This window comes from Amycolatopsis alba DSM 44262 (genome assembly GCF_000384215.1).
Lineage (GTDB): Bacteria > Actinomycetota > Actinomycetes > Mycobacteriales > Pseudonocardiaceae > Amycolatopsis > Amycolatopsis alba.
This window is the reverse complement of record NZ_KB913032.1, coordinates 9,333,595-9,359,167: the sequence shown is the minus strand read 5'-3', so window position 1 is coordinate 9,359,167 and position 25,573 is coordinate 9,333,595. Positions and strand designations below refer to the sequence as shown.

Annotated in this window: 18 protein-coding genes and 1 pseudogene; 13 read left to right on the top strand and 6 right to left on the bottom strand. The window is 69.3% G+C overall.

What is annotated here, in order from left to right; genetic code table 11:
* Positions 1-883: 883 nt before the first annotated feature.
* From AMYAL_RS0143105 to AMYAL_RS0143090, 4 genes are read left to right on the top strand one after another with little or no spacing between them, the layout of a single operon-like run.
* Positions 884-4,273, top strand: a complete 3,390-nt coding sequence (locus AMYAL_RS0143105) for a sensor histidine kinase (RefSeq protein WP_020637519.1) — start codon at positions 884-886, stop codon at positions 4,271-4,273.
* A complete protein-coding gene (locus tag AMYAL_RS0143100) occupies positions 4,270-4,722 on the top strand; it encodes a roadblock/LC7 domain-containing protein (RefSeq protein WP_005166055.1) in 453 nt (150 codons plus the stop codon). The genes AMYAL_RS0143105 and AMYAL_RS0143100 overlap by 4 nt, the downstream gene beginning before the upstream one ends.
* 7 nt (positions 4,723-4,729) lie before the next feature.
* Complete coding sequence (locus AMYAL_RS50690; RefSeq protein ID WP_020637518.1) at positions 4,730-5,476, top strand: DUF742 domain-containing protein; 747 nt, start codon at positions 4,730-4,732, stop codon at positions 5,474-5,476.
* A 28-nt stretch (positions 5,477-5,504) separates the two neighbouring features.
* Positions 5,505-6,068 carry a GTP-binding protein gene (locus tag AMYAL_RS0143090; RefSeq protein ID WP_020637517.1) on the top strand — a complete coding sequence of 188 codons (564 nt, stop codon included), beginning with the start codon at positions 5,505-5,507 and terminating at the stop codon, positions 6,066-6,068.
* A 36-nt stretch (positions 6,069-6,104) separates the two neighbouring features.
* Here AMYAL_RS0143090 and AMYAL_RS0143085 read toward each other — a convergent pair whose 3' ends face one another.
* The 4 genes from AMYAL_RS0143085 to AMYAL_RS0143070 all read right to left on the bottom strand — a co-directional run bounded on the left by AMYAL_RS0143085 (position 6,105) and on the right by AMYAL_RS0143070 (position 8,203).
* A complete protein-coding gene (locus AMYAL_RS0143085; protein ID WP_020637516.1) occupies positions 6,105-6,662 on the bottom strand; it encodes a dihydrofolate reductase family protein in 558 nt (185 codons plus the stop codon).
* Positions 6,663-6,784: 122 nt separating this feature from the next.
* Positions 6,785-7,432 carry a DUF899 domain-containing protein gene (locus tag AMYAL_RS0143080; RefSeq protein ID WP_020637515.1) on the bottom strand — a complete coding sequence of 216 codons (648 nt, stop codon included), beginning with the start codon at positions 7,430-7,432 and terminating at the stop codon, positions 6,785-6,787.
* Positions 7,429-7,872 (bottom strand): SRPBCC family protein, encoded by a 444-nt coding sequence (locus AMYAL_RS0143075; RefSeq protein WP_020637514.1) that lies wholly within the window; start codon positions 7,870-7,872, stop codon positions 7,429-7,431. The genes AMYAL_RS0143080 and AMYAL_RS0143075 overlap by 4 nt, the downstream gene beginning before the upstream one ends.
* The gene (locus AMYAL_RS0143070; RefSeq protein WP_020637513.1) at positions 7,865-8,203 is read right to left on the bottom strand and encodes an ArsR/SmtB family transcription factor; all 339 of its coding nucleotides are present in this window, start codon (positions 8,201-8,203) and stop codon (positions 7,865-7,867) included. The genes AMYAL_RS0143075 and AMYAL_RS0143070 overlap by 8 nt, the downstream gene beginning before the upstream one ends.
* A gap of 135 nt (positions 8,204-8,338) precedes the next feature.
* On the opposite strand from AMYAL_RS0143070, the gene icmF reads away from it, so the two are divergent.
* The 3 genes from icmF to AMYAL_RS0143055 are packed head-to-tail and all read left to right on the top strand — an operon-like array spanning position 8,339 to position 13,449.
* Positions 8,339-11,575: a fused isobutyryl-CoA mutase/GTPase IcmF gene (gene icmF / locus AMYAL_RS0143065; RefSeq protein WP_020637512.1), complete on the top strand. Its 3,237-nt coding sequence runs from the start codon at positions 8,339-8,341 to the stop codon at positions 11,573-11,575.
* 42 nt (positions 11,576-11,617) lie between these two features.
* Positions 11,618-12,463, top strand: a complete 846-nt coding sequence (locus tag AMYAL_RS0143060; RefSeq protein WP_020637511.1) for an LLM class F420-dependent oxidoreductase — start codon at positions 11,618-11,620, stop codon at positions 12,461-12,463.
* A complete protein-coding gene (locus tag AMYAL_RS0143055; protein ID WP_020637510.1) occupies positions 12,460-13,449 on the top strand; it encodes a TIGR03557 family F420-dependent LLM class oxidoreductase in 990 nt (329 codons plus the stop codon). The genes AMYAL_RS0143060 and AMYAL_RS0143055 overlap by 4 nt, the downstream gene beginning before the upstream one ends.
* Before the next feature lie 161 nt (positions 13,450-13,610).
* Here the strand turns inward: AMYAL_RS0143055 and kstR are convergent, their stop codons facing one another.
* On the bottom strand, positions 13,611-14,258 hold the full coding sequence (gene kstR, locus AMYAL_RS0143050) for a cholesterol catabolism transcriptional regulator KstR (RefSeq protein WP_039796120.1): 648 nt from the start codon (positions 14,256-14,258) through the stop codon (positions 13,611-13,613).
* Between the two features lie 157 nt (positions 14,259-14,415).
* Between kstR and AMYAL_RS0143045 the strand changes: the two genes are divergently transcribed.
* The 4 genes and pseudogenes from AMYAL_RS0143045 (at position 14,416) to AMYAL_RS48985 (ending at position 21,691) form a co-directional block, all read left to right on the top strand.
* Positions 14,416-16,491: an acyl-CoA dehydrogenase family protein gene (locus tag AMYAL_RS0143045; protein WP_020637508.1), complete on the top strand. Its 2,076-nt coding sequence runs from the start codon at positions 14,416-14,418 to the stop codon at positions 16,489-16,491.
* Positions 16,492-16,606: 115 nt separating this feature from the next.
* Positions 16,607-19,372, top strand: a complete 2,766-nt coding sequence (locus AMYAL_RS0143040; RefSeq protein WP_020637507.1) for a DEAD/DEAH box helicase — start codon at positions 16,607-16,609, stop codon at positions 19,370-19,372.
* A complete protein-coding gene (locus AMYAL_RS0143035) occupies positions 19,372-20,547 on the top strand; it encodes an SWIM zinc finger family protein (RefSeq protein ID WP_020637506.1) in 1,176 nt (391 codons plus the stop codon). The genes AMYAL_RS0143040 and AMYAL_RS0143035 overlap by 1 nt, the downstream gene beginning before the upstream one ends.
* Positions 20,548-20,822: 275 nt before the next feature.
* Positions 20,823-21,691 (top strand): annotated as a pseudogene (locus AMYAL_RS48985) (IS5 family transposase).
* A gap of 15 nt (positions 21,692-21,706) precedes the next feature.
* On the opposite strand, the gene AMYAL_RS0143020 reads toward AMYAL_RS48985, so the two are convergent.
* Complete coding sequence (locus AMYAL_RS0143020) at positions 21,707-22,966, bottom strand: alpha/beta hydrolase (protein WP_020637505.1); 1,260 nt, start codon at positions 22,964-22,966, stop codon at positions 21,707-21,709.
* A gap of 66 nt (positions 22,967-23,032) precedes the next feature.
* Here AMYAL_RS0143020 and AMYAL_RS0143015 point away from each other — a divergent pair, with 66 nt between their 5' ends.
* Entirely contained in the window at positions 23,033-24,424 is a 1,392-nt protein-coding gene (locus tag AMYAL_RS0143015) for a WS/DGAT/MGAT family O-acyltransferase (protein ID WP_020637504.1), read from the top strand.
* 84 nt (positions 24,425-24,508) lie between these two features.
* Entirely contained in the window at positions 24,509-25,573 is a 1,065-nt protein-coding gene (locus tag AMYAL_RS0143010; RefSeq protein WP_020637503.1) for an acyl-CoA dehydrogenase family protein, read from the top strand.

Sequence of the window (25,573 nt, the reverse complement as noted above, 5' to 3'; positions counted from 1 at the left end):
GCTTCCACGACAGTGCGAGGCTATATTCCCTTTGTCATCGGAATAGTGTTCCCGTAAATCGTTTCGGCCGAAATGATCCGGCTTTATCACTCGTAATAGTGAGCACGATTGTCACGCGCGGTTGTCGCCCGAACGGCCCACTGCGGCAAACGATGGATCATGACCACGCTCTGTCCCACTTTCTGGTGACAGATCGTAGTTTCGCTTTCCGGTCGCGATGGGCTTCGATACGGTGCCCGCCGGTCCGGACCGGGGAAGACCTCCAGGCTCGGCGGGTGTCCGGAAAGAAATCACCATGTCGGGCGACATCTTGCCGACTTGAGTGTCAAGGCCACAACATCGGGCACATATTTGGGCTTGACCCACCCGTTGGGGGCACGGAAAGTAGTTCGACCGGGCTACGTGGCTACCGTCCGTAGGCTGATCGGGTGATGAGGGCACCCTGTGTATCGCCGCAAGTTGTAACCGGAATTCCCTCGTTTGTGACGCGAAGACGGATTTCGAGCCTTGTACATCGTTCGGCCGCACACTTTTCCCTGGTCAGCACGTGTGTGCCGAACGGAATTGACGGCACCCGGATTGGTGTACGATTCTTTGGCCCGACTGACCCGCAGTGATCGATTGGCAAAGAAAAGTTGATCTCGACGACCATGCACTTCGCAGGTTGCGACCTGCACGTGCAGGTGCAAGACCTCCCGAAGCGGACCGATGTTCCTGGGGACATCCGGATCGCCGGACGGGGTCCCTCGTGTCGCGATCGATCACGTGGTCAGGCCGGGGCCGAGTTCTCCGCAGGCAGGTACCTCGCGGGAACGGACGCCTCAGACCGTGCCAGGACGCCGGACAGGGAGTCACCTACGTGACCGTTGCAGGAGAAGGCCAAGTGCCGGTCGGGGAGCTGCTGGGACGCACTCCCCGGCCCTCTCGATGGGCCACCGGCTGGCGTGCGCTCGTGCGCTGGCGGGACTGGAGCCTGCCGGTGAAGCTGTCGGCGGTGACGCTGGTGCCGATCCTCATCGCGCTCGCGCTCGGCATCGCCACCATCGCGGGCCAGGTCGGCCGTTCCGACGGCTACCAGCGGCTGGACCGGCTCGTCGCGTTGAGCGGGCAGATCCGCACCCTCGCCGACGGGCTCGGCCGCGAACGCACCCAGTCCGCCGCCGGGCTGACCGCCGGCACCGTCGGCGGGACCCTCGAACTCGGCTCGGCCCGCGCCGACGTCGACACCGCCATCCCGCTTTACGGGGCCGCCGCGTCCAGGGCCGTCCAGAACGAGCCGTCGCTCAACCAGGCGCGGGACGCCGCGGCCGTCCAGCTGGACAAGCTGGCAGGCATCCGGCAGCGGGCCTCCGCCGGGCAGCTCGATCCCATCCAGGCCGTCGGCGAGTACACCGACATCACCACCGCGCTGCTCGCCCTCGACACCGCGTTGTCCGCGGGCGCCAGCGAAAACGTCCTCGGCGGCACCCCCGCCGCGCTGCACGACCTCGCCGTGATGAAGGAACAGCTGTCGCTGAGCCAGGCGCTGGTCTCCTTCGGCATCGCCCGGTCGAGCCTCGCGCCGAGCGAACTCGACCAGCTGCGCACCTCGGAACTGCGCCTGGCCGACCGGTTCACCGACTTCAAGGCCGCCGCTTCGGAACAGCAGCGCCACGAGTTCGGTTCCGCCGTCACCGACGACGCGATGGAGAACCGCGACAGGCTCGCGAAGACCGCCCTCGGCGAACAGGGCACTTCCTCCACGCAGGCGTTCCGCACGATGTCCGCGCAGGGCTGGACCGACGCCTCGACCGGTGTGATCACCAAGGTCGGGGAGGTCGCGAACAAGTTCGGCGGCGAGACGAGCGCGGTGTCGGCCGAACTGGTCGACGACGCCAGCAGCGGCGCGGGTCTGCTCGCGGTCCTGCTGTTCGGCGCGATGGTGCTCGCCGTCGCCGTCGTCTTCCTCATCACCCGCCAGTTGCTGCGCTCGCTGAAGGTGCTGCGCGCCAGCGCCCTCGACGTCGCGGAGAAACAACTGCCCGACGCGGTCCGCAACATCCAGGAGGGCCGCTCGCAGGGCACCGACGTGCAGCCGGTCCCGGTCGGCGGAGACGACGAGATCGGCGAGGTCGCCAGGGCCTTCGACAAGGTCCACCATCAGGCGCTGCGCCTGGCCACCGAGCAGGCCTCGATGCGCACCGGCTACAGCAACGTGTTCGTCAACCTCTCCCGCCGCAGCCAGAGCCTCGTGCAGCGGCAGCTGCAGCTGATCGAGCGCCTCGAGCGCGACGAAGAAGACGCCGACCAGCTCGCCACGCTGTTCCAGCTCGACCACCTCGCCACCCGCATGCGGCGCAACAACGAGAACCTGATGGTCCTCTCCGGCGCCGAGCCGGGCAGGCGGTCCGGTCAGCCGGTCTCCGCCACCGACGTGGTGCGCGCGGCGGTCTCCGAAATCGAGCAGTACCAGCGGGTCACCGTGCAGAACCCGCCGCCGGTGCGGCTGGTCGGGTACGCCGCCAACGACCTCATGCGCCTGATCGCCGAACTGCTGGACAACGCCACGGCGTTCTCCGCCCCGGAAACCCACGTGACGGTCGCGACCCGGCTCGTCGAAGACGGCTCGTTCGGCATCGACATCCTCGACAAGGGCATCGGGATGAACGAGGCCGAGGTCGCCGAGGCCAACGCCCGGCTCACCGAGGCCCCCAACGTCGACCTCACCACCTCGCGCCGGATGGGCCTGTTCGTGGTCGGGCGGCTGGCGAGCAGGCACCGCATCGGTGTCTCGCTGCACGGCGGCAAGGACATCGTCGGTGTCCGTGCCACGGTCTCGGTCCCGGCGGACCTCGTGATGGTGCCGCAGGGGGGAGATCCCGGTCCCGCCACCGGCCCGATCACCCAGCGGATCGCGCCGGTGCCGCCGCAGCAGCCGGGCGGCCTGCCCCGCCGCCAGCGGCCGACGAACGGCTCGCGGCCCGGAACGCCGAGTGTGCCCTCGCAGGGCGGCGAGCGCTGGCCGTCGGCGAACGATCTGGCGGGGCACACCAAAGCCGGGACGAACGGGCACGGCAGGCCCCAGGAGTCGCGGCCGCCGTCGAATCTGGAGATTTCGGGAACGGCGCTGTTCAGCCCGATCCCCCAGGGCGAGACGGCCCAGCCCGCCGTTCAGCCGCCGGCGCCGCAGCCCCGCCTGCCGGAGCCCGAGCCGGTCGCCGAGGAGACGGCGGAGCCCGCCGCGTCCGCTCCGGCGGAAGACGAGCTGCCCAGCGGCAAGGAACTGTTCGAGGCCAAGAACAGCACCACGCTGAGCGAATGGTGGAGCCAGGCGACCACGCCGCCCCCGGCCGCGCCGCCGCCGCCCACCGCGTCGGAGACGACGCCGATCTTCGACGAGATGCTCTCGGCGTGGTTCCGTTCGCCCGTTCCGGAAAAGCCCGCGGCCAAACCTGCGGCCAAACCCGCGGTCGAGAAGGAGGAGCCGGGGAAGAAGGAGCCCGAGGAGGCGAAGGCTCCCGAGCCCGCCGCCGAAGCCGAAACCACCGCCGAGCAGGACGCCCGCAACTGGGACTTCGCCAGCGACAAGGCTTTCCGCACGGTCCAGGAGGTCTCGCAGCACGCCCCGTCGACGTTCACCCAGGCCGGGTTGCCGCGCCGTCGCAAGGGTGAGCAGCTGCTTCCGGGCAGCGCGGCGTCGTCGGTCCCGGCCGCCGAACCCGCCACCGGTTCGGACCTGCCCGTCCGAGACCCGGCGAACGTGCGCGGCAGGCTCAGCAGCTTCCAGCAGGGTGTCCGGCGGGGTCGCAAGGAGACGGCGGACAAGGCCACCCCGGCCACCACGCAGCTCCCCGCCACTCAGCCGGAGCCCGAGCCGGTGAAGGCGGCGAAGGCAGTGGAGCCTTCGGAGACGGCCGCGCGTCCGGTGGTGCCGCCCGCCGCGTTGCCGAGCCGGAAGCCCGAGAAGAAACCGCAGGCAGCGGAACCGGTCGCTGCCGCAGAGGAGACCGACGCCTGGAACTTCGGCTCCGACGAAGGCTGGAAAGCCGCCCAAGCGGTGTCCCAGTCTGTGCCCTCGAAGATGACTTCGGCAGGATTACCCAGGCGCCGTCGCGGGGAGCAGCTGCTTCCGGGCAGCGCGGGACCCCCCGCCGGGGCGGTCACCCCCCGACCACAGCGGGACGCGCACGACGTGCGCGGTCGCCTGAGCAGTTTCCAGCAGGGCATCCAGCGCGGACGGCACCACACAGCCCAGGCGACCGAAGGCAACCACGAAACCCTGGAGGGTGAATGACCTCGCCGAACCCGGCCCAGCCCCAGCAAAACCAGTTCGGGTGGCTGGTGAACGACTTCGCCGAGCGGGTACCCGGAGTGGCGCACGCCGTGGTCGTGTCGGCGGACGGCCTCCTGCTCACCGCGTCCAGCAGGCTCCCGCTCGACCGCGCCGACCAGCTGGCCGCGGTCGCGTCCGGCCTGGTGAGCCTGACCCAGGGCGCCGCGCGCTGCTTCGAGGCGGGCGCGGTCAACGAGACCGTCGTCGAGATGGAACTCGGCATCATGGTGCTGATGTCCATAAGCGACGGTTCGTGCCTGGCCATCCTCGCCGCCCCGAACTGCGACATCGGGCAAGTCGCCTACGAGATGACCATGCTCGTCGACCGCGTCGGTCAGATCCTCACGCCGGAACTCCGCGCACAATTGCAGGGCGCCGGCGGGTCGCTGATCGGCGAACCGGTGGGATGATGTCCCGATGAGCACCGGATCCGGATCCTTCGGCGACCCGCCGGGGACGGGTGAACACCAGCCTCCGTACGCGGGGGCTGCCCATGCTGCCGGTTCACGGGACGACGGTACCTTCGCTGACGTCCTGAACGGCTTCACCCTGGATTCGGGCCGTGGTCGTCGGAAGCGCAAGAAGAACAAGCAGTCAGACGATTCCCAGGTGGGCGGAGCACACGCCGCCGGGGAACAGGCAGTCCCGCAGCCGACCGATCAAGGAGACCGCGTGACCTCACTTGCCTCTCCACCCGACAGCGGCGCAGGCGCCGTCGGGCCGAGACCAGGTGGTCTTTTCGACCCCGGTCCACCCAGTGGCGAGTTCATCATGCCCGCCGTGTTCGAGCAGGCGCCGTCGCCACTCGAAGAGACGGCGATCGTCCGCCCCTATGCTCTCACCGGTGGCCGGACCAAGGCGAACTACGCTCTCGAGCTGGAGACCCTGATCTCCACCAAGGACCATGTCGCCGCGGGTAGCCTCCCCTCGGTGGCCGCGGAGCAGATCGAGTGCGTTTCGATCATCGAGGAGTGCCGCACCCCGCGTTCGGTCGCCGAGATCGCGGCGACCTTGCGCGTACCGCTGGGTGTGGCACGCGTGCTGATCAGCGACGCGGCGGACGCGGGACTGGTCAGCGTGCACAAGACGATTTCGGGCAATGACGGCGCCGAGGCACATCTGGTGTTGATGGAAAGGGTTTTGAGTGGACTCCGTCGGCTTTAAGGCACCGCGGGACACCGCGCCCCCGACCATGACATCCGCGAAGATCGTCGTGGCGGGTGGCTTCGGTGCGGGCAAGACGACCTTCGTCGGATCGGTGTCGGAGATCGTCCCGCTCACCACCGAGGCGATGATGACCGACGCCAGTCGGGGGATCGACAACCTCGACCAGACGCCCAACAAATCGACCACCACGGTCGCGATGGACTTCGGCCGGGTTTCCCTGGACGCGGACCTGATCCTCTACCTGTTCGGCACGCCGGGGCAGCAGCGGTTCTGGTTCATGTGGGACGACCTCGTCCGCGGCGCGATCGGCGCCGTGGTGCTGGCCGACACGCGACGGCTGGCCGATTCGTTCGCGCCGATCGATTTCTTCGAGGACCGGGGCCTGCCCTACATCGTCGGGGTCAACACCTTCGACGGCATCCTCGAACACGACATCAACGACGTGCGTGAGGCGCTGTCGATCGACCCCAACATCCCGATCGTCCGTTGTGACGCGCGGGAGCGGGAGTCGACGAAGCAGACGCTCATCACGCTGGTCGAGTACGCGATGCGGCAGTGGATCGCGTTGCGAGCGAGCAACTCGAGGTGACCCCGACGGCGGCAGCGTAGGGGCTGCCGCCCCGGTTCACGCCTTTTCGTAGGTCAGCAGTACCGCGCGCCCGTCGAAAGTGCGGGTGCCGGTCAGCCGCAGGTCGGCACGGGCACCGCCCGCGAGCACCTGCTTCCCGCCGCCGAGCACGACCGGATGCACGACGACGTGGAACTCGTCGACCAGACCGTGGCGGGCGCACGCGGTGGCCAGTTCGGTCCCGCCCGTGAGCAGGAGATCCTTGCCCGGCTTCGCCTTGAGTTCGGTCATGCGCCCGGCGAGGTCGTCGTTGATGACCTCGGTGTCCCAATCCGCCTTCTCCAGTGTCCGGGAGAAGACGATCTTCGGCGTGTTCCGCCAGATCGGCGCGAAATCCAGGACATGCGGGTGGGTCGACTTCTTCTCGGCCTCCGGCCAGAACGACGCCATCATCTCCCAGACGCGCCGCCCGTAGACGAAGGTGTCGGAGCGGTCGGCCAGCTCCTTGGAGTGGCCGGACAGCTCGGGGCCCATCTCGGGCCAGTCGAACTCGCCGTCCGGGCCCTCGATGCGGCCGTCGATCGAGGTGTGGACGAAGTAGACGAGCTTGCGCATGGCCGATCCCTTTCGGTGTGGCGCCCGCTTTCGGGCGCCGGATACCTAGGGGTCGGAGCGGGCGCGCTGTTCTCGACACGCCTCGACAGCATTCAGAGGACTGGTTTGCGCGGAGGCGGGGCTCAGTACTCGTCGTGTCGCTTCCACCAGTGACCGGGGCCGTCGGTCCCGCGGCCGGACTCCTCCCACGCCTCCTGCCGCCCGAGCGGCGTCAGGTCCAGGTACCGCAGCGTCCCCACCAGCTGATCCCCGCCGCGGGCGGTGGTGAAGTACGTCCGGAACACCTCGTCGCCGTCGCGCAGGAAGACGCTGATGCCGAACCCGCCGTCGATGCCGCAGTCCGGGTTGAAGCCGTCGCCTGTCGAGACCCACGGGACAGTCCAGCCCATCCGCTCCTTGTACCGCTCGATCTCGGGCAACGTCGCCGGAGCGACCACGTACAGCGTGGTGTCGCGGGCGTGCAGGTGGGCGAGGTGGCCGATGTTGTCCACGACGATGGAGCAGCCGGGACAGCCCGCCTCCTGGCCGGGGGCGAGCATGAAGTGGTAGACGATCAGCTGGCGGCGGCCTTCGAACAGGTCCAGCAGTGAGACCGGGCCGTCCGGGCCTTCGAACTCGTACTTGCCGTCGAAGCGGACCATGGGCAGCCGCCGGCGTTCGGCGCTGATCGCGTCGGTGGCTTGGGTGAGTTCCTTTTCCTTGACCATCAAGGCGTCCCGCGCGGTCTGCCATTCTTCGCGCGACACGATTTCGGGTAGTGCGATGCTCATCGGTTCGTCTCCTGCCTGGTCAGGTGTGCGGTGAGGTCTTCGAAGGTTTCGGACCACCCGGCGCGGTGCTCGTCGCGGGAGTCCGCGGAGCGGAATTCGCCCTGGTGGAAAGTCATTCCGGTCTTGTCGCCGAGGTCGGTGAAGTCGACCGTCACCAGGGTCGCCTCCTCGGGTGAGGACACCCAGGAGAAGGTGAACACCAGCCGTTCCGGCGCGGAGATCTCGCGGTAGACCCCGGCCGCGGTGTGCTCGTCGCCTTCGAGGTTGCCGATGGTCACTCGCCAGGCGCCGCCCTCGGCGAGGTCCATCTGCACGCCGGAGGCGGTGAACCCCTTGGGGCCCATCCAGTTCGCGAACTGCTCGGGAACCGTCCACGCCTGGAACACCAGTTCGCGCGGCGCGTCGAAGACGCGGGTGATGGTCAGCTCCTTCTCACTCATCCGGCTTGCCTTTCTGGAGTTCGGTCAGGTGCTCGTCGAGACGGTCGAAACCGTCGTCCCAGAACCGGCGGTAGCGCTCGACCCAGTCCGAGATGTCGCCGAGTGGCCCCGCTTCGAGGCGGCAGGGCCGCCATTGAGCCGTCTTGCCGCGGCTGATCAGGCCCGCGCGCTCGAGGACCTTCAAGTGCTTCGAGATGGCCTGGAGGCTCACGGTGAAGGGCTCCGCCAGCTCGTTCACCGTGGCCTCCCCGCCGGACAGGCGCGCCAGGATGGCGCGGCGGGTGGGGTCCGCCAGCGCGGCGAACGTGGTGCTGAGCTGATCAGTGGTCATCTGTGCTCAATCAGTCGGTTGATTAACCTGATGGTTGAATATAGTGGCATGAGCCGGGCTGTCAAGGACGAGTGAGAGCGCCGTCACGCGAGTAGGCGGGTTTAAAATAGTCGGAAGTCCAAGTATTTTGGGGGGATGAGCAGCGACCTGCACCGGCCCGTGAACCCCGTTCGCTTCGTGACGGCGTCGAGTCTCTTCGACGGGCACGACGCGTCCATCAACATCATGCGGCGCATCCTGCAGTCGCAGGGCGCGGAGGTGGTGCACCTCGGGCACAACCGGTCGGTCGACGAGGTCGCCACCGCGGCCATCGCCGAGGACGTCCAGGGGGTGGCCATCAGCGCCTACCAGGGCGGGCACGTCGAGTACTTCAGCTACCTGGTCGAGCTGCTCGACGAACGCGGCGCGGGGCACATCAAGGTGTTCGGCGGTGGCGGTGGCGTCATCGTCCGCGAGGAGATCGACCTGCTGCACTCGCGGGGTGTCGCGCGGATCTTCTCGCCCGAGGACGGCTACGAGATGGGCCTCCCCGGCATGATCAACCTGATGATCAAGGCCTGCGACACGGACCTGTCCGCGCAGTCGCCAGGCGCGCTCGACAAACTGCTTTCGGGTGACATCCCGGCGCTGTCGCGCGTCATCACCCAGCTGCAGCGCGAGGCCCTGCCGCAGGACTGGCTCGCCAAGATCACCGAGACCGCCAAGTCGCGGACGGTGCCGGTCCTCGGCATCACCGGAACGGGTGGTTCGGGCAAGTCGTCGCTCACCGACGAGCTGATCCGCCGGTTCCGGCTGGACCAGGAGGACAAGCTCCGCATCGCCGTGCTCGCCGTCGACCCGTCGCGCCGCAAGGGCGGGGGAGCGCTGCTCGGCGACCGCATCCGGATGAACTGCCTCGACGGCAGCCCGGTCTACTTCCGCTCGCTCGCCACCCGCACCACCAGCGGCGAGATCCCCACCGGGCTCTCCGAGTCGATCCTCGCCTGCAAGGCGGCGGGCTTCGACCTCGTGATCGTCGAGACGCCGGGTATCGGCCAGGGTGACGCCGGCATCGTCGACTACGTGGACCAGTCGCTGTACGTCATGACGCCGGAGTTCGGCGCGGCGTCGCAGCTGGAGAAGATCGACATGCTCGACTTCGCCGACGCCGTCGCGATCAACAAGTTCGAGCGCCGCGGCGCCGAAGACGCCCGTCGCGACGTCGCGCGCCAGCTCGTCCGCAACCGTGAGGCGTTCAGCTCCTCGCCCGAGGACATGCCGGTCTACGGCACCAGCGCCGCGAAGTTCAACGACGACGGCGTCACCGCGCTCTACCAGCACCTGCGCGACACCCTCGCCGAGCGCGGCCTGACCGTCTCACCCGGTGTGCTCCCGAAGGTCGAGGGCAAGGTGTCGACCGACGCCAGCACGATCATCCCGGCCAACCGGACGCGCTACCTCGCGGAGATCTCCGACACCGTCCGCGGCTATCACACCAAGACCGGGCAGCAGGTCGCCGCGCTCCGCAAGCACGAACACCTCGCCGCGGCCAAGGAGGCGCTGGCCGCCGTCGACGCGAGCACCGACGCGCTCGACGGGCTGCTCGCCGCCGCCGAGTCCGATGTGGACGGTGAGTCGACAAATCTGCTGTCGCGCTTCGCCGAGCTCGCCGAGTCCTACCGCGCCGACGAGCTGGTCGTGAAGATCCGCGACAAGGAACTGCACACCCAGCTCTGGCGCGACACGCTGTCCGGCAACCGGATCCCGCGCGTGGCGCTGCCGCGCTACACCGAGTCCGGCGAGCTGCTGTCGTTCCTGCGCCGCGAGCACCTGCCCGGATACTTCCCTTACACCGCGGGCGTCTTCCCGTTCAAGCGCGAGGGTGAGGACCCGGCGCGGATGTTCGCCGGCGAGGGCGACCCGTTCCGCACCAACAAGCGTTTCAAGCTCCTGTCGGCCGACTCCGAGGCGAAGCGCCTTTCGACCGCCTTCGACTCGGTCACCCTCTACGGGCACGACCCGCACACCCGCCCCGACATCTACGGCAAGGTCGGCACCTCCGGCGTCTCCATCGCGACGCTGGAGGACATGGAGGTCCTCTACGACGGCTTCGACCTGACGTCGCCGAGCACGTCGGTGTCGATGACGATCAACGGCCCGGCGCCGACGATCCTCGCGTTCTTCCTCAACACCGCGATCGACCAGCGCGTCGAGGCGTTCAAGGCCGAGCACGGCCGCGAGCCGTCCGAAGCCGAGGCCGCCGAACTGCGCGAATGGGCGCTGCGCAACGTCCGCGGCACCGTGCAGGCGGACATCCTCAAGGAGGACCAGGGGCAGAACACCTGCATCTTCTCCACCGAGTTCAGCCTGCGCATGATGGCCGACATCCAGGAATGGTTCATCGACCACGGCGTCCGGAACTTCTACTCGGTGTCGATCTCCGGCTATCACATCGCCGAGGCCGGGGCGAACCCGATCTCACAGCTGGCGTTCACCCTGTCGAACGGGTTCACCTACGTCGAGAGCTACCTCGCGCGCGGGATGAGCATCGACGACTTCGCGCCGAACCTGTCGTTCTTCTTCTCCAACGGCATGGACGCCGAGTACTCGGTGCTGGGCCGGGTCGCGCGCCGGATCTGGGCGGTCGCGATGCGGGAGCGCTACGGCGCCAACGAGCGTTCGCAGAAGCTCAAGTACCACGTGCAGACCTCCGGCCGGTCGCTGCACGCGCAGGAGATGAGCTTCAACGACATCCGCACCACGCTGCAGGCGCTGTGCGCGCTGTACGACAACGCGAACTCCTTGCACACCAACGCCTTCGACGAGGCGATCACGACGCCGTCGGAGAGTTCGGTGCGCCGGGCGATGGCCATCCAGATGATCATCAACAAGGAATGGGGACTGTCGAAGAACGAGAACCCGTTGCAGGGCTCGTTCATCATCGACGAGCTCACGGACCTGGTCGAAGAGGCTGTCCTGCTGGAATTCGACCGGATCTCCGAGCGCGGTGGCGTCCTGGGCGCGATGGAGACCGGTTACCAGCGCGGCAAGATCCAGGACGAGTCGATCCTCTACGAACGCCAGAAGCACGACGGCACGCTGCCGATCATCGGCGTCAACACCTTCCGCAACCCGCACGGCGGCGAGAACGACGTCGAGGTCGAGCTTGCGCGGGCGACCGAGGACGAAAAGGTGTCGCAGCTGAACCGGCTGGAGGACTTCCAGCACCGGCACCACGCCGAGGCGCAGGTCGCGCTCAAGACGCTGCGCGAGGCGGCGACCCGCGGCGGCAACCTGTTCGGCGTGCTGATGGACGCGGCGCGGGTGTGCTCGCTCGGCCAGATCACCGAGGCGTTCTTCGAGGTGGGCGGGCAGTACCGGCGCAACGTCTAGCCGCCGGGAATATCGCGGGGCGTGTCCGGGTAGTTGCTGGACATGGAGATCGGAATCGCCACCTTCATCACCGATGAAGGCATCAGGCCGGACGTCCTCGCCGCCGCCGTCGAAGAGCGCGGGTTCAGCTCGCTGCACATCGCGGAGCATTCGCACATCCCGGTCAGCCGGGAAACGCCGTATCCCGGCGGCGGGGATCTGCCACGCGTGTACTACCGGACGCTGGACCCGTTCGTCGCGCTGACGGCGGCGGCCGGGGCCACGTCGAACCTGCGACTGGGCACGGGCGTCGCGCTGCTGCAGCAGCGCGACGTCATCCACACGGCGAAAGAAGTCGCCTCGCTGGACCTGGTCTCCCGTGGCCGGTTCGACTTCGGCGTCGGAGTCGGGTGGAACCGGGAGGAAATGCGCAATCACGGCACGGATCCGCGGACACGGGGCGCGCTCGTCGACGAGCAGCTCGCCGCGCTGAAGGAGATCTGGACCAAGGACGAGGCCGAGTTCCACGGCAAGCTCGTCGACTTCGACCCGATCTTCGCCTGGCCCAAGCCGGTGCAGAAGCCGCATCCGCCGATCTACATCGGTGGCGCCGGCGAGAAGGCGATGCAGCGGATCGCGAAATACGGCGACGGGTGGCTGCCGCACGCCCACACCCCGCCGGAGGAGCTTCGCCGGGCCCGTCAGTGGCTGGCAGACCAGGGCCGGACCGACCTCAAGTTCTCGGCCTTCGGTGCCACCCCGGAGGAAGGCGCGCTGGGCAGGCTGGTCGCAGGCGGCGTCGACGAGGCCACGATCTTCCTGCCGACCGAGCCCGAAGCGGCGACACTGGAGCTACTCGACCAGTACGCGAAGGTCGCCGAGAGCTTTCGAAAGGGGCAGCAGGCGTGACTGAGGTGCAAATCGGCTTGGCCGCGGCGCTGGAGCAGTTCTCTCCGCGCGAGTCGATCCGGCTGGCGGCGCTGGCCGAGCAACACGGGTTCTCCGGTCAGATGGCCGCCGACCACTTCCAGCCGTGGGTCCCTCAACAGGGTGAAGCTTCCTTCGTATGGAGCGTGCTCGCCTCGTTGGCGGAGAACACCACCGGCGACCTCGGGCCGGGCGTGACCTGCCCGTCGTTCCGGCTGCACCCGTCGATGGTCGCGCAGGCCGCGGCGACCCTGGAGGCGACGTATCCGGGCCGGACCTGGCTCGGCATCGGCTCCGGCGAGGCGCTCAACGAGCACATCATCGGCGGCTACTGGCCCGAGGCGCCCGAGCGCGTGCGGCGGATGTTCGAGGCGCTCGAGGTCATCCGGAAGCTGTTCACCGGCAAGGACGTCAAGCACAGCGGCGAGTTCTTCAAGCTGCACACCACGCGGCTGTGGACGCTGCCGGACGAGCCGCCGCCGATCTACATCGCTTCGGCGGGCCCGTACACCTCGCGCAAGACCGGTGAGCTGGCGGACGGGCTGATCACGCCCGGCGCGTCGATCGAGAAGCTGGCGGGGATCCTCGACAACTTCGGCACCGGCGCGCGCAAGGCGGGCAAGGACCCGGACTCGATGCCGAAGCTGCTCCAGGTGCACCTGTCGTGGGCCGAGGACGACGAGACGGCGTGGGCCAACGCGATGGACCAGTGGCCCAACGGCGGCATGAAGTTCCCGAAGGCCGACATCCGCTCGCCGTTCGACTTCGCGCAGATGGCGAAGCTGGTGCGGCGCGAGGACTTCGAGGGCCGCATGGTCGTCTCGTCCGACCCGGACGTGCACCGCGCCGCGCTGCAGAAGTACGTCGACGCCGGCTTCAACCGGATCTACGTCCACAACGTGGGGCGGAACCAGGACGAGTTCATCGAGACCTTCGGCCGGGACGTGCTGCCGAAGCTGACGGCTTGACGAAGCCGAAGGGCGCTTTCCCGCATCCGATGCGGGGAAAGCGCCCTTCACCCGTCTCGGCACTGTCCTGAAGGCCCCTTTGAGACCTTCAACGTCTCAAAGGGGCCTTCAGGACACGCGGCTGGGCTGTGAGTGGTAAGGCTGGTTAACGGAACCGGATGTCAGACGTTCTTGTCCAGCAGCAGGTGCACCGAGAGTTCCAGCCGGTTCGCGACGTCGGCGGCCGAAGCGCGCCGTGTCACCCAGGCGACCAGGTTCGCCATCCAGACGTCGGCGATGACGTGGAAGATGTCGCGGTCGGCCTCGGTCGGGTCCTCGATGCCCATGGCCTTGGCGAACATGTTCTCCATCAGCCGTCCGACCTGCTCGACCTCGGCGGCCGCGGTGGTGTCGGCGAACATGAACGCGCGGACCATGGCCTCGGTGAGGTGCGGGTCCCGCTGCATCAGCCGGGTGTTGCGGCCGAGGACGACCATGAGCCGCTCGCTCGGGGTGTCGCCGGGGATGGTCGCGCGGTCGAGTTTCTCCTGCGCGCGTTCGAATTCCCTGGCCAGCCCGGAAACCAGCAGATGGATTTTCGAGGGGAAGTAGCGGTACAGCGTGCCGAGCGCGACGTCCGCCTTCTCGGCGACCGCCCGCATCTGGACGGCGTCGTACCCGCCCTTCGCGGCGAGGGTGAGGGTCGCGTCGATGATGCGACGCCGCCGGTCACGTTGTGCCGCGGAGCCGAGTTCCTCGCCGCCCAGCGCGGAGAGACCGTTGCCGCTTCGCGCCTTCGCGCTCGTGGGTGCCTTGGCCTTCCCTGGCATCGCCACGTCCCCCTTCATCGAACCGATCTTCGGAACTTGTTCCACTTTCCCCGCGTAGCGTACCTAAGCGGACGAACTGTTCAAGACGTGACCCACTGGGCAAGAAACTGTAACACGTTCTACACTCACGGGTAGGTCCGGCGAGGAGGTCTCACCCGTGTCGATCGCGCTCACCGAGGAACAAGCGGCGCTGGCCGCGTCGATCCGTGCTTGGGCGGCTTCCGCCCGGCCCGTCGACGCCGTCCGGAGCGGCCGGGTCACCGAACCGCCACCAGGACTGGCGGAACTCGGGTTGTTCGGCGTGGCGATTCCCGAAGACGTCGGCGGCGCGGGCGGCACACTCGCCGATCTGGCCGCCGGGCTCGCCGAAGCGGCCGAAGCGCTCGTGCCCGGTCCTGTCCTCGGGACGGCCTTGGGCGGCGCGCTGCTCGCGACGGTTCCTCAAGCCGTCAAGGAGATCCTGCCCGGTCTCGCGGACGGGACCGAACGGCTGGCGGTGGTGCTCGGCCGGGATTTCCGTATCGCGGATTCAGTGGTCGACGGCGAATCGGGGCCGGCACTCGACGTTCACCCGTCGGCGTGGTCGTTGGTCTCCGACGGCGAGGTCTCCGCGCTCATTCCACCTGGGACGTCCGGAGTGGACATCGAGGAGTGCGAACCGTTCGACGTCTCCCGGCCGGTCGGCCGCGTCCGGTGCGCGAGTGTGCGGCCCGAGGCGGTTTTCGACGCTCTTCCCGTGGATGCCTACGCGGCCACGCTCGGTGCCGCCGAGGCGGCGGGGATCGCCCGGTGGTGTCTTCGGACCGCCGTCGAGTACGCGAAGGTGCGAGAGCAGTTCGGCCGTCCCATCGGGTCGTTCCAGGCGATCAAGCATCTGTGCGCGGAAATGCTCTGCCGGGCCGAAGCCACCGACGCGCTCGCATGGGACGCGGCGAGGGCGGCCGAAGACCCGGCGCAGCATGCCCTCGCAGCCGCGACGGCGGCGTCATACGCCCTTGACGCGGCAGTAGAGAACGCGAAGGACTGCATCCAGGTCCTCGGTGGCATCGGCTTCACCTGGGAGCACGACGCGCACTTCTACCTGCGCCGCGCCGTGGCCCTGCGCCAGTGGCTCGGGGGTTCCGCCCGCTGGCGCCGCCGTGCCGCCGATCTCGCGCTGCGCGGTGACCGCCGGACGTTGCGCGTCGAGGTCGGCGAAGACGCCGGACTCCGTGACCTGGTCGGGGAAATCGCCGCCCTGCCCGAACCGGGACGGCGGGTCGCGCTGGCCGATTCGGGGCTGCTGGCCCCGCACTGGCCCGCGCCGTACGGCCGGGGCGCCACCGCCGCCGAGCAACTGCGGATCGACGCCGCCCTCCACGGTGCCGGCGTCCGCCGCCCGGATCTGGTCATCGGCGCCTGGGCGGTGCCGACGCTGCTGGAACACGGCTCCGACGCCCAGCGCGAACGGTTCGCCGCCGCCACTTTGCGCGGCGAGATCACCTGGTGCCAGCTGTTCAGCGAGCCCGAGGCGGGCTCCGATCTCGCGTCGCTCCGCACGACGGCCCGGCGCGCCGACGGCGGCTGGCTGCTGAACGGCCAGAAGGTGTGGACCTCGCTCGCGCGCGAAGCCGATTGGGCGATCTGCCTGGCGCGCACCGACCCGGACGCGCCGAAACACAAGGGGATCACCTACTTCCTCGTCGACATGACCGCCGCCGGGATCAGCACGCGGCCGCTGCGCGAGATCACCGGCGACGCCGTCTTCAACGAGGTGTTCCTCGACGACGTCTTCGTCCCGGACGACATGGTGGTCGGGGAGGTCGACGGCGGCTGGCGGCTCGCTCGGACGACGCTGGCGAACGAACGCGTCGCACTCGGCAGCGGGTCCGCGGTGGGGGAGGGCGTCGAGAACCTGCTCGCCACCCTGGGCGAGGGCGCGGACCTGGAGAAAGTCGGCGCGCTGATCGCCGACGGGAGCGCGTGTTCGGTCCTGGACCTGCGGGCGACGCTGCGGCGGCTCGACGGTCAGGATCCGGGCGCCGAGTCGAGCGTGCGCAAGCTCCTGGGCGTCCGGCATCGGCAGGCGGTGGCGGAATTCGCGCTGGAGGCGCTCGGGGAAGAGGCCCTCGTGGGCGGTGATCCCGCGCAGCACGAGTTCCTGCTGACCCGGTGTCTCAGTATCGCGGGCGGCACGACTCAGGTGCTGCTGTCCTTGACGGCTGAACGGCTGCTGGGGCTTCCACGGTCCTGAAAGTTCCTGTCATCGCATCGCGAGGTGCCGTGACCGGTCATTTCACGGCTCGTGGTGTGGTGAACGGACCGTTCACCACACCGCTGCCCGACGGCTGTCGGTCCCGTGCTCTAGCGTGCGGGTCGTGGAGTTCGGCACAGGAACCCAAGCCACCTTCGTCCCCTCGGATCCCCCGCGGGACGGCGTGCTGGCGCTCTGGGGAGACGGCGTAGCGGGTGACACCGCGATCGAACTCGTGCTGCCGGTCGGAAAGGTCTTCCGGCGCACGAAGGTCGACGCGGCGCTCGTCCCGTTGTCACGCGTGATTCCCCGGCTGCTGACCGCCGAGGGCGACCTGAGCCCGGCCATCGCGGCGTGGTCGGCCGTCGCCGAAGCCGGGGTGAACCTCATCGCCCGCGGCAGGCTGCTGCCCGCGGCCTCACCCGGCGGGGTGGATTCGTGGCGGGTCGGCCCGCTCGACGTCGCCGACGAGGAGATGCTGCGCGGTCTCGCCGCCGCGCTGCCACCCGAGGCGCACGCGCTGCCGTTGTCCGGGCTGAAACGGATCCGGCTGCACTCACCGGAGTCGTTGATCAGGGCGTTCTGGGACGCGACGGCGGACGTGCTGGTCCGCACGCCCGCCGCGAGGGTCGCGGCGGGTGGTCCGGCGTTCGCCTCGGCCGAGCCGACGCTGGTCGGGCCGGACGGTGCCGCCTGGCTCGCGGAACTGAGCGCGCGGCAGGCGCAGGGCGCGCATCTCGTGCTGCGCATGGAGGTGCACGAACCCGAAGATCCCGAAGGCGAGCCCGCGTTCGCCGCCGTCGTCGCCGTGCGGAGTACGGCCGATCCGAGCCTCATCGTCGAGGCGGAGACCTTGTGGGACGCGCCGGAAGCCGTGCTGGAACGGCTGGGCGAGCAGGTCGAGACACAGTTGCTGCTCGGTCTGCGCCGCGGTGCCAGGGCGTGGGCGCCGCTCGGGCGCATCCTCCAGTCGGCCGCGCCGACCGAGCTGGCACTGGACTACGACGAGGTCGTCGACCTGCTGACCCACGGGGACGCGGCGCTCGGCGGCGCCGGCATCGAGGTGCAGTGGCCGAAAGACCTCTTCTCGGGCGAACTCAAGGCCAAGGCGAGCGCGACGCAGGCACCCGGCAGCGTCACCGGGCCCCAGTTCACGCTCAAGAGCCTGTTGCAGTTCCGCTGGCGGCTGAGCCTCGGGGACGAGGAACTCACCGACGCCGAGGTCACCGCGCTCGCGGAGGCGAAACGGCCACTGGTGCGGCTGCGCGGCAAATGGGTCAAGGTCGACGCACGGCTGATCGCCAAGGTGCGCGCGCATCGCACGAAGAAACTGTCCGGGGCAGAGGCGCTCGCCGCGGCGCTCACCGGCGAACTGGAACTGGACGGCGAGAAGGTCGAGTTCACCGCCCCGTCGGCGCTGACGGGGCTGCTGGAGAGAATCCGCGAAAGCGCCGGGGAACCGATCGAGCAGCCCGCGGAACTGAAGGCCACCCTGCGGCCGTATCAGAAGGCGGGGCTCGCCTGGCTGGCGACGATGACCGGACTCGGCCTCGGCGCCTGCCTCGCCGACGACATGGGGCTCGGCAAGACGATCCAGCTCATCTCCCTGCATCTGCACCGCCGCCCGCGCGGGGAGGGGCCCACGCTCGTCCTGTGCCCGACGTCGTTGCTGGGCAACTGGGAACGCGAATTCGCCCGGTTCGCGCCGGACATCCCGGTGCGAAGGTTCCACGGCGGCGGGCGGAATCTCGACGAGGTCGCGCCGGACGAGGTCGTGCTCGCCACGTACGGCGTGCTCCGCCGGGATCGCGAGACACTGTCCGAAGTGGACTGGGGGATGATCGCCGCCGACGAGGCGCAACACGTCAAGAACCCGCTTTCGGTCACCGCCAAGGAACTGCGGAAGATCCCGGCCGCCGCCAAGGTCGCCCTGACCGGGACGCCGATGGAGAACCGGCTCACCGAGCTGTGGTCCATTGTGGACTGGACGACGCCCGGCCTGCTCGGCTCCCTCGACGGGTTCCGTCGCAAGGTCGCCCGCCCGATCGAACGCGACCGGGATGCCGCCGCGACCGAACGGCTGGCCGCGACCGTGCGGCCGTTCCTGTTGCGCCGCAAGAAGACCGACCCGGACATCGCCCCCGAACTCCCGCGCAAGACCGAGACCGACCGGTTCGTCCCGCTCACCGCCGAGCAGACGACGCTGTACGAGGCCGTCGTCCGGGAGAACCTCGCGATGATCCGCGAGCTGGACGGGGCGGCCCGGCGCGGCCAGGTGCTCAAGCTGCTCACCGAACTCAAGCAGATCTGCAACCATCCGGCGCAGTACCTCAAGGAACCAGGGGTGCTGCACGGCCGGTCCGGCAAACTCGCCGCGTTCGAGGAACTGCTCGACGTCATCCTCGACGAGGGCGACAGTGTGCTCGTGTTCAGCCAGTACGTCCAGCTGTGCCGCCTGCTGGAGAAACGCCTGGCCGAACGCGGGCTGCCGACGATGCTGCTGTCCGGGTCGAGCACGCCCAAAGCCCGTGAAGAGATGGTCGCCCGCTTCCAGGCCGGCGAAGTGCCGGTGTTCTTGCTGTCACTGAAGGCGGGCGGCGTCGGGCTCAACCTGACCAAGGCCACCCACGTGATCCACTACGACCGCTGGTGGAATCCGGCCGTCGAGGACCAGGCCACCGACCGCGCGTACCGGATCGGGCAGGACAGGCCGGTCCAGGTGCACCGGCTGATCGCCGAAGGCACCCTGGAAGAGCGCATCGCCACGGTCCTGGAGACCAAACGCGGGCTGGCCGACGCGGTCATCGGCGCCGGCGAGAACTGGATCACCGAACTGTCCGACGACGAACTCGCCGACCTCGTCCGGCTCGGGGAGACCTGATGCCGGGCGCGACCGGGCGGAAACGGCGCACCTTCGGCAACACCTGGTGGGGCACGGCATGGGTCGAGGCGCTGGAAGAGCGCGCCAAGCTCGACCCGAACCGGCTGCCGCGCGGCCGGACGTACGCGCGCAAAGGCACGGTCAGCAAACTCGCCGTCGGCGCGGGGGAGGTGACAGCCTGGGTGCAGGGCAGCCGGGCGGTGCCGTACCGGGTGACCATCCAGATGCAGGCGTTCACCGACGCGCAGTGGGAGAGCCTGCTCGGCATGGTCGGCTCCCGTCTCGGGCACGTCGCCGCCCTGCTCGACGGCGAACTGCCCGGCGAGGTGGCCGAGGACGCGCGGGCGGCGGGCGCGGACCTGCTCCCCGGTCCCGGCGATCTCCGCCCGAAGTGTTCGTGTCCCGACAGCGCGAATCCGTGCAAACACGTCGCCGCGGTGTACTACCTGGTCGCGGACGAGGTCGACGCCGATCCGTTCGTGCTGTTCCTGTTGCGGGGCAGGCCGAGGGAGGCCGTGCTCGCGGAACTGCGGTCCCGCCGCGCTCCCGCGAGCAAGCCGGGTAAACGGGTGCGTGCTCCCGCCGCGCCCGGAGTGGATCCGAAACGGGCCTACGCCCGGCGGATCGCCGCGCTGCCACCGAGGCTGGCCGTCCCCGGCACGGTCGGGCCGCCCGCTGTCCTCGACGTCGACCCGCCGCACCGCACCGGCTGGAGCAGTGACACGTTCGCGGAGCTGGCGGCCGACGCCGCCGCGAGGGCCTGGGAACTGCTGGTCATGGGGCCCGAGCGGGCAGCGGAGCTGTCCTTCGAGGAGGACCTCGCGCGCCGGGCTGCCGCAGGCGATCCCGGCGAACTCGCCGAGGCCGCGGACGTCCCGCTGCGAGACCTGGCCGCCTGGGCGCAAGCCTGGCGTGAGGCGGGCAGGGGCGGGATGGCCGTGGTCCGGGAGGTCTGGCGGCCGTCGCAGGCGCCGCTCGCTCAAGCCAAGGCGGACCTCGCCGAATCGGGGTTGCCGGGAACGCCGAAGACCTGGCGGAACCGGATCACCCAGGGCGACCTGCAACTGCGCTACGGCCGCGACGAACGCTGGTACCGCTTCGTCCGCGACGGCGAGGGCTGGCGCGTCGACGGCCCGGCGTCGTCGCGGCCGACGGACGTGATCTACCCGCCCTGACCTCGCGCCTCGTGAGTGGCAAGGCCGCTTGTCACTCACGTTGACCTGGGCAAACGCGGTGTCGCGAAAGCCACTTTCGAGACATCAGGTGTCCCGAAAGTGGCTTTCGCGACACCTCCAGGTCGCCTTCTCTTGAGGGTAAGGCGAAAGTGCGTCTTGTCTGGGCTCAAGGTGAGCGATGGCGTAACTCGCGTGACTGGATGCCGCACTCGGGTGTGCGGCGCCTAGGGCGTGTCCTGTAAGTGATCTAGCTGGGGTTCGGTTGGATTGCGGTCGTGGTTGGTCGTGGTGAGTTGACGGATAAGGCATGGGCGGTGATCGAGCCGTTGCTGCCGCCTCAGCAAGGTGGTGGGCGGCGGTGGCGGGATCATCGCCAGGTCATCAACGCGATCCTGTGGAAGTTGCGCACTGGAGCGCCCTGGCGTGACCTGCCTGATCGTTACGGGCCTTGGAAGACGGCGCATGAACGGCTGCGGTTGTGGACCAAGGACGGCACCTGGGACCGGATTCTCGACCGGGTGATCGTCAAGGACGACGCCGTCGGCGACCTCGAGTGGATCGTTTCCGTCGACTCGAGCGTGGTTCGGGCGCATCAGCATTCCGCCGGCGCCCGGAAAAAGGGGGACGCAGCGACGGAATCGAAGCCCTCGCCCTCGATGGGGAAGGACTCGGGCGGTCCCGTGGCGGGCTGAGCACCAAGATCCATCTCGCCGTCGACGGACGAGGCCTGCCGATGCGGTTCCTGCTCACCCCCGGCCAAGCCGGAGACAACCCGGAGCTGGTTCCGCTGCTGGACGGCATCACCGTCGCCCGGATCGGTCCCGGCCGGCCACGCTGCCGACCGGAGACGGTGATCGCGGACAAGGCGTATTCGCATCCGTCAACCCGCCGGGCGATGCGAGACCGGCGGATCAGGTTCGTCAGTCCGGAACGGGACGACCAGGTCGCCCGCCGCGCAGCCAAAGGCCGCAGCGGCGGGCGACCACCAGCGTTCGACGCCGAGGTCTATAAGCAGCGCAACGTGGTCGAACGGTGCTTCAACCGGCTCAAACAGTTCCGCGACCTGGCCACCCGCTACGCCAAACGCGCCGCCTACTACCAGGCCGAACTCACCATCGCCGCGATCATGCTCTGGCTCCAATGACTTACAGGACACGCCCTAGTCGCGTGAGTGCGGTGCCGGGCTGGACCGCCGCCAGGTGCGGTAGCTCCATTCCAGGAACCGTTCCACCCCGCGGACCACGTGTGCGCTGCGGATCGAGGGGAAGACGTCGAAGGCGTGCTGCGCGCCGGAGATCTCCGCGTACGCGACCTCTCGCTGGGACTTCTCGCGCAGGCGCCGCACGAACTCGCGGGCTTCGCCCACCGGGACCAGCGAGTCGTGGACGCCGTGGACGACGAAGAACGGCGGCGCGTCCTCGGTGATGCGGTCCAGTGGTGACGCGGCGATGTAGTCGTCGAGGAAGTTCACCGGATCCCGGTCCGCCTCGAAGACGTGCCGGGCGATCAGCGTCTTCAGCCGGGTCTGGCTGGAGCGCCGCCCGCTGGTCGCGGCGAAGTCGTACACGCCGTAGTGCGGGGCGCACGCCTGGATGCTCGTGTCCGCCTCGGTGAAGCCGGGCTGCAGTGCCGGGTCGTTCGCGGTCAGTGCCAGGAGCGACGCGAGATGCCCGCCCGCCGAACCACCGGTGACGGCGACGAACGACGGGTCGCCGCCGTAGGATCCGGCGTTGTCCCGGATCCAGGCCAGCGCGCGTTTCGCCGCGACGATATGGGCGGGCCAGCGGGCGGCGGGGGAGAGCGGGTAGTTGATCGCGATGCAGATCCAGCCGCGTTTGGCCATGTGCAGCATCAGCGGCAGGCCCTGCTGGTCCTTGTTGCCGATCACCCACGCGCCGCCGTGCACCTGCAGCAGGATCGGCGCGCCGGTGACCGGTTCGCGCGGGGCGTAGACGTCGAGGAGGAACCGCTTCCCGCCGGGCGCGTAGGCGACATTCCGTGTCCGCCGGACCCCTGGTTCGCGCATGCGGAACGGCATCGCCAGCTGGCCCCACGGGGTCGCGAGATCGGTCGGGCTCGGCGGGTGATCGAGTTCGTCGGAGTAGGTCTTGCCGATACCTTCGGCCAGCGCCGTCTCGATCTCGCCGCGGGCTCGCTGGGACTGCGCGATCAGCGTGCCGAGACCGGCCGCCGACGCGGTCGCGAGAGCGAGACCGGCCTTGCTCGACCCGCCCCGGTGCCGCGCGACGTGCGCCGCCGCGTCGGCCGCGGTGAGCGCGAGCAGGTGCGGGGCGAGTTCCCCGGTGAGCCAGCCCGCGAAGAACGCCGGGACCGCCGTCCGGGCACCTCTCGGCGGCTTCAGCGCGTTCGCGGTGAGCGCGAGCTGGAGTGCCTGGCGGACGACGAAACTCGGCTGCATGGGCACCGATCCTACCGCCGGGTGACCGCGTAGAACCGGTTGCAAAGTTCACTTAAGGTGATTCTCATGCAGAGACTGAGTGGTCTGGACGCGAGTTTCCTCTACCTGGAGACACCGGCCCAGGTCCTGCACGTCTGCGGGCTGCTCACCCTCGACGGTTCGACCATGCCCGGCGGCTACGACTTCGAGCGCTTCAAGGAGAAACTGGCCGAACGGGTCCAGCTGATCCCGGCATTCCGGCGCAAGCTGCACAATCCACTCTGGAATCTCACGCATCCGGTCTGGGTCGAGGACGAGGACTTCGACCTCGAAGCCCACGTTCACCGGATCGGCGTACCCGCACCCGGTGACCGGCGGGAACTGGCCGAACTCTGCGCCCACATCGTGGGACAGCGGCTGGACCGCGCGCAGCCGCTGTGGCAGTTGCACGTCATCGAAGGCCTGGCGAGCGGCGAGATCGCGGTCCTGCTGAAGATGCACCACGCCAGTGTCGACGGGGTCAGCGGCGCGAACCTGATCACCTATCTCGCCGGTCTCGAACCGGACGCCCCGCCGCCGGAGATCGCGCGCGACGATCGCCGCAACGCGGGTGTCCCCGGCAGGCGCGCGCTGTTCGGCGCGGGGCTGACGTCGTTCGTGAAACGGCCGGCCGAGGTGGTGAAACTGCTGCCGGACCTGCTCGGACTCGTGCCGAAATGGCTGGGCAAAGCGTTGCAGGGCAAGGGGATGCCGGTGCCGTTCACGGCGCCGCGCACGTCGTTCAACGGGACGATCACCGCGCACCGCAGCGTCGCCTACACCTCCCTCGACCTCGATGAGGTCAAACGGATCAAGAACGCCTTCGGGGTGACCGTCAACGACGTCGTCCTCGCCGTCGTTTCCGGCGCGCTGCGCCGGTTCCTGCGCGATCGCGGCGAACTGCCGGAAGACCCGCTGGTGGCGACCGTGCCGGTGTCGGTGCACGAACGCACCGAACGCGACCACGGCAGCAACAAGGTCTCGGCGTTCTTCGCCTCGCTGCCCACCCATCTGGAGGATCCCGCCGCCCGCGTGTTCATGCTCGCGGAGTCGAACCGGCACTCCAAGGACCACCACCACGACATTCACGCCGACATGCTCGGAGACTGGGCCCAGTTCTCGGCGGCGACCATGTTCGGTCTCGCGGTGCGCGCGTATTCCGCGCTGCGCCTGGCCGAACGGCATCCGGTGGTGCACAACCTGGTGGTGTCCAATGTGCCCGGTCCGCCGATGCCGCTGTACCTGCTGGGCTGCCGGATCACCGGGCTCCACCCGCTCGGACCTGTGTTCCACGGCGCCGGGCTCAACGTCACCGTGCTGTCGAACGCGGGGCGCGTCGACGTCGGCCTGCTCGGCGCCCGCGAACTCACCGGGGACCTGTGGCCGCTCGCGGACCACTTCCCGGACGCTCTCGAGGAACTGCTCGAAGCCACCTCCTAGATCCCCCTTGCCGTACGGGCGCCTTCCGGTTAAGACTAGAACAGGTTTCAGTATTGTGCCCGTTCGCCCCGGTGAGGAGCCAGTGTGGACTTCCAGTTCGACGAGACGCAGACCGAGGTCACCGCGCTGACCGCGCGCGTGCTCGGGAAGGAGCGCGACCCCGGCGGCACGTGGCGCGCGCTCGCCGACGCCGGTCTGCTCGCGCTGGCGCTGCCCGCCGAACTCGGCGGTGACGGCCTCGGCGTCGCCGAAGTCGCCTTGGTGCTGACCGAACTCGGCCGCGTCGCCTCGCCGACGCCTGCGCTGGCGTCGCTGGCCTTCGGTGTCCTGCCGGTGACGGCGCTCGGCGGCCCGGATCAGCGTGCGGCGCTGCTGCCGCCGGTCGCCGCGGGCGAATCCGTGCTCACCGCCGCGCTGCACGAACCTTCCGCGCCGTTCACCACCCGGCCCGCGACCGCCGCGGAATCGGCCGGGGACTGGCGGCTGAGCGGGGTCAAGGTCGGCGTGCCGTTCGCGGCGGAGGCCACCCGGATCCTGACGCCCGTCTCGCTGCCCGGCGGCACCGGTGTCTTCCTGATCGATCCCCGTGCCGACGGCGTGACACTGACCCCGACGAGAACTTCCTCCGGCACACCGGACTACACGATGACGCTGGATTCGGTGACCGTCACCGACACCGACCTCCTGAACGGGCACGGTCCGGGCGAGTCGATCGCGACCCTGCACCGGTTCGCGCTCGCGGGCAGCGTGGCTTTCGGTGACGGGCTGCTCGCCGGCGCGCTCGCGCTGACCACCAAGCACGTCGGCGAACGCGAGCAGTTCGGGCGGCCGCTGGCGGCGTTCCAGGCGGTGGCGCAACAGATCGCGGACGTCTACGTCGCTTCGAGAACGGTCCAGCTGGCCGCGCGTTCGGCGGTCTGGCGGCTCGCGGCCGGGCTCGACGCCGAGGCGGAGCTCGACATCGCGGCGTACTGGCTGGCGGAGGAGGCGCCCGAGGCGCTGGCCGTCTGCCATCACCTGCACGGCGGGGTCGGGGTGGACGAAACCTATCCACTGCACCGGTTCTCGTCGGCGGTCAAGGATCTGGGACGAACGCTCGGCGGCGCCTCGCATCGGCTGGCCGCCTTGGGCGAACTGGTGGCGGGGTGA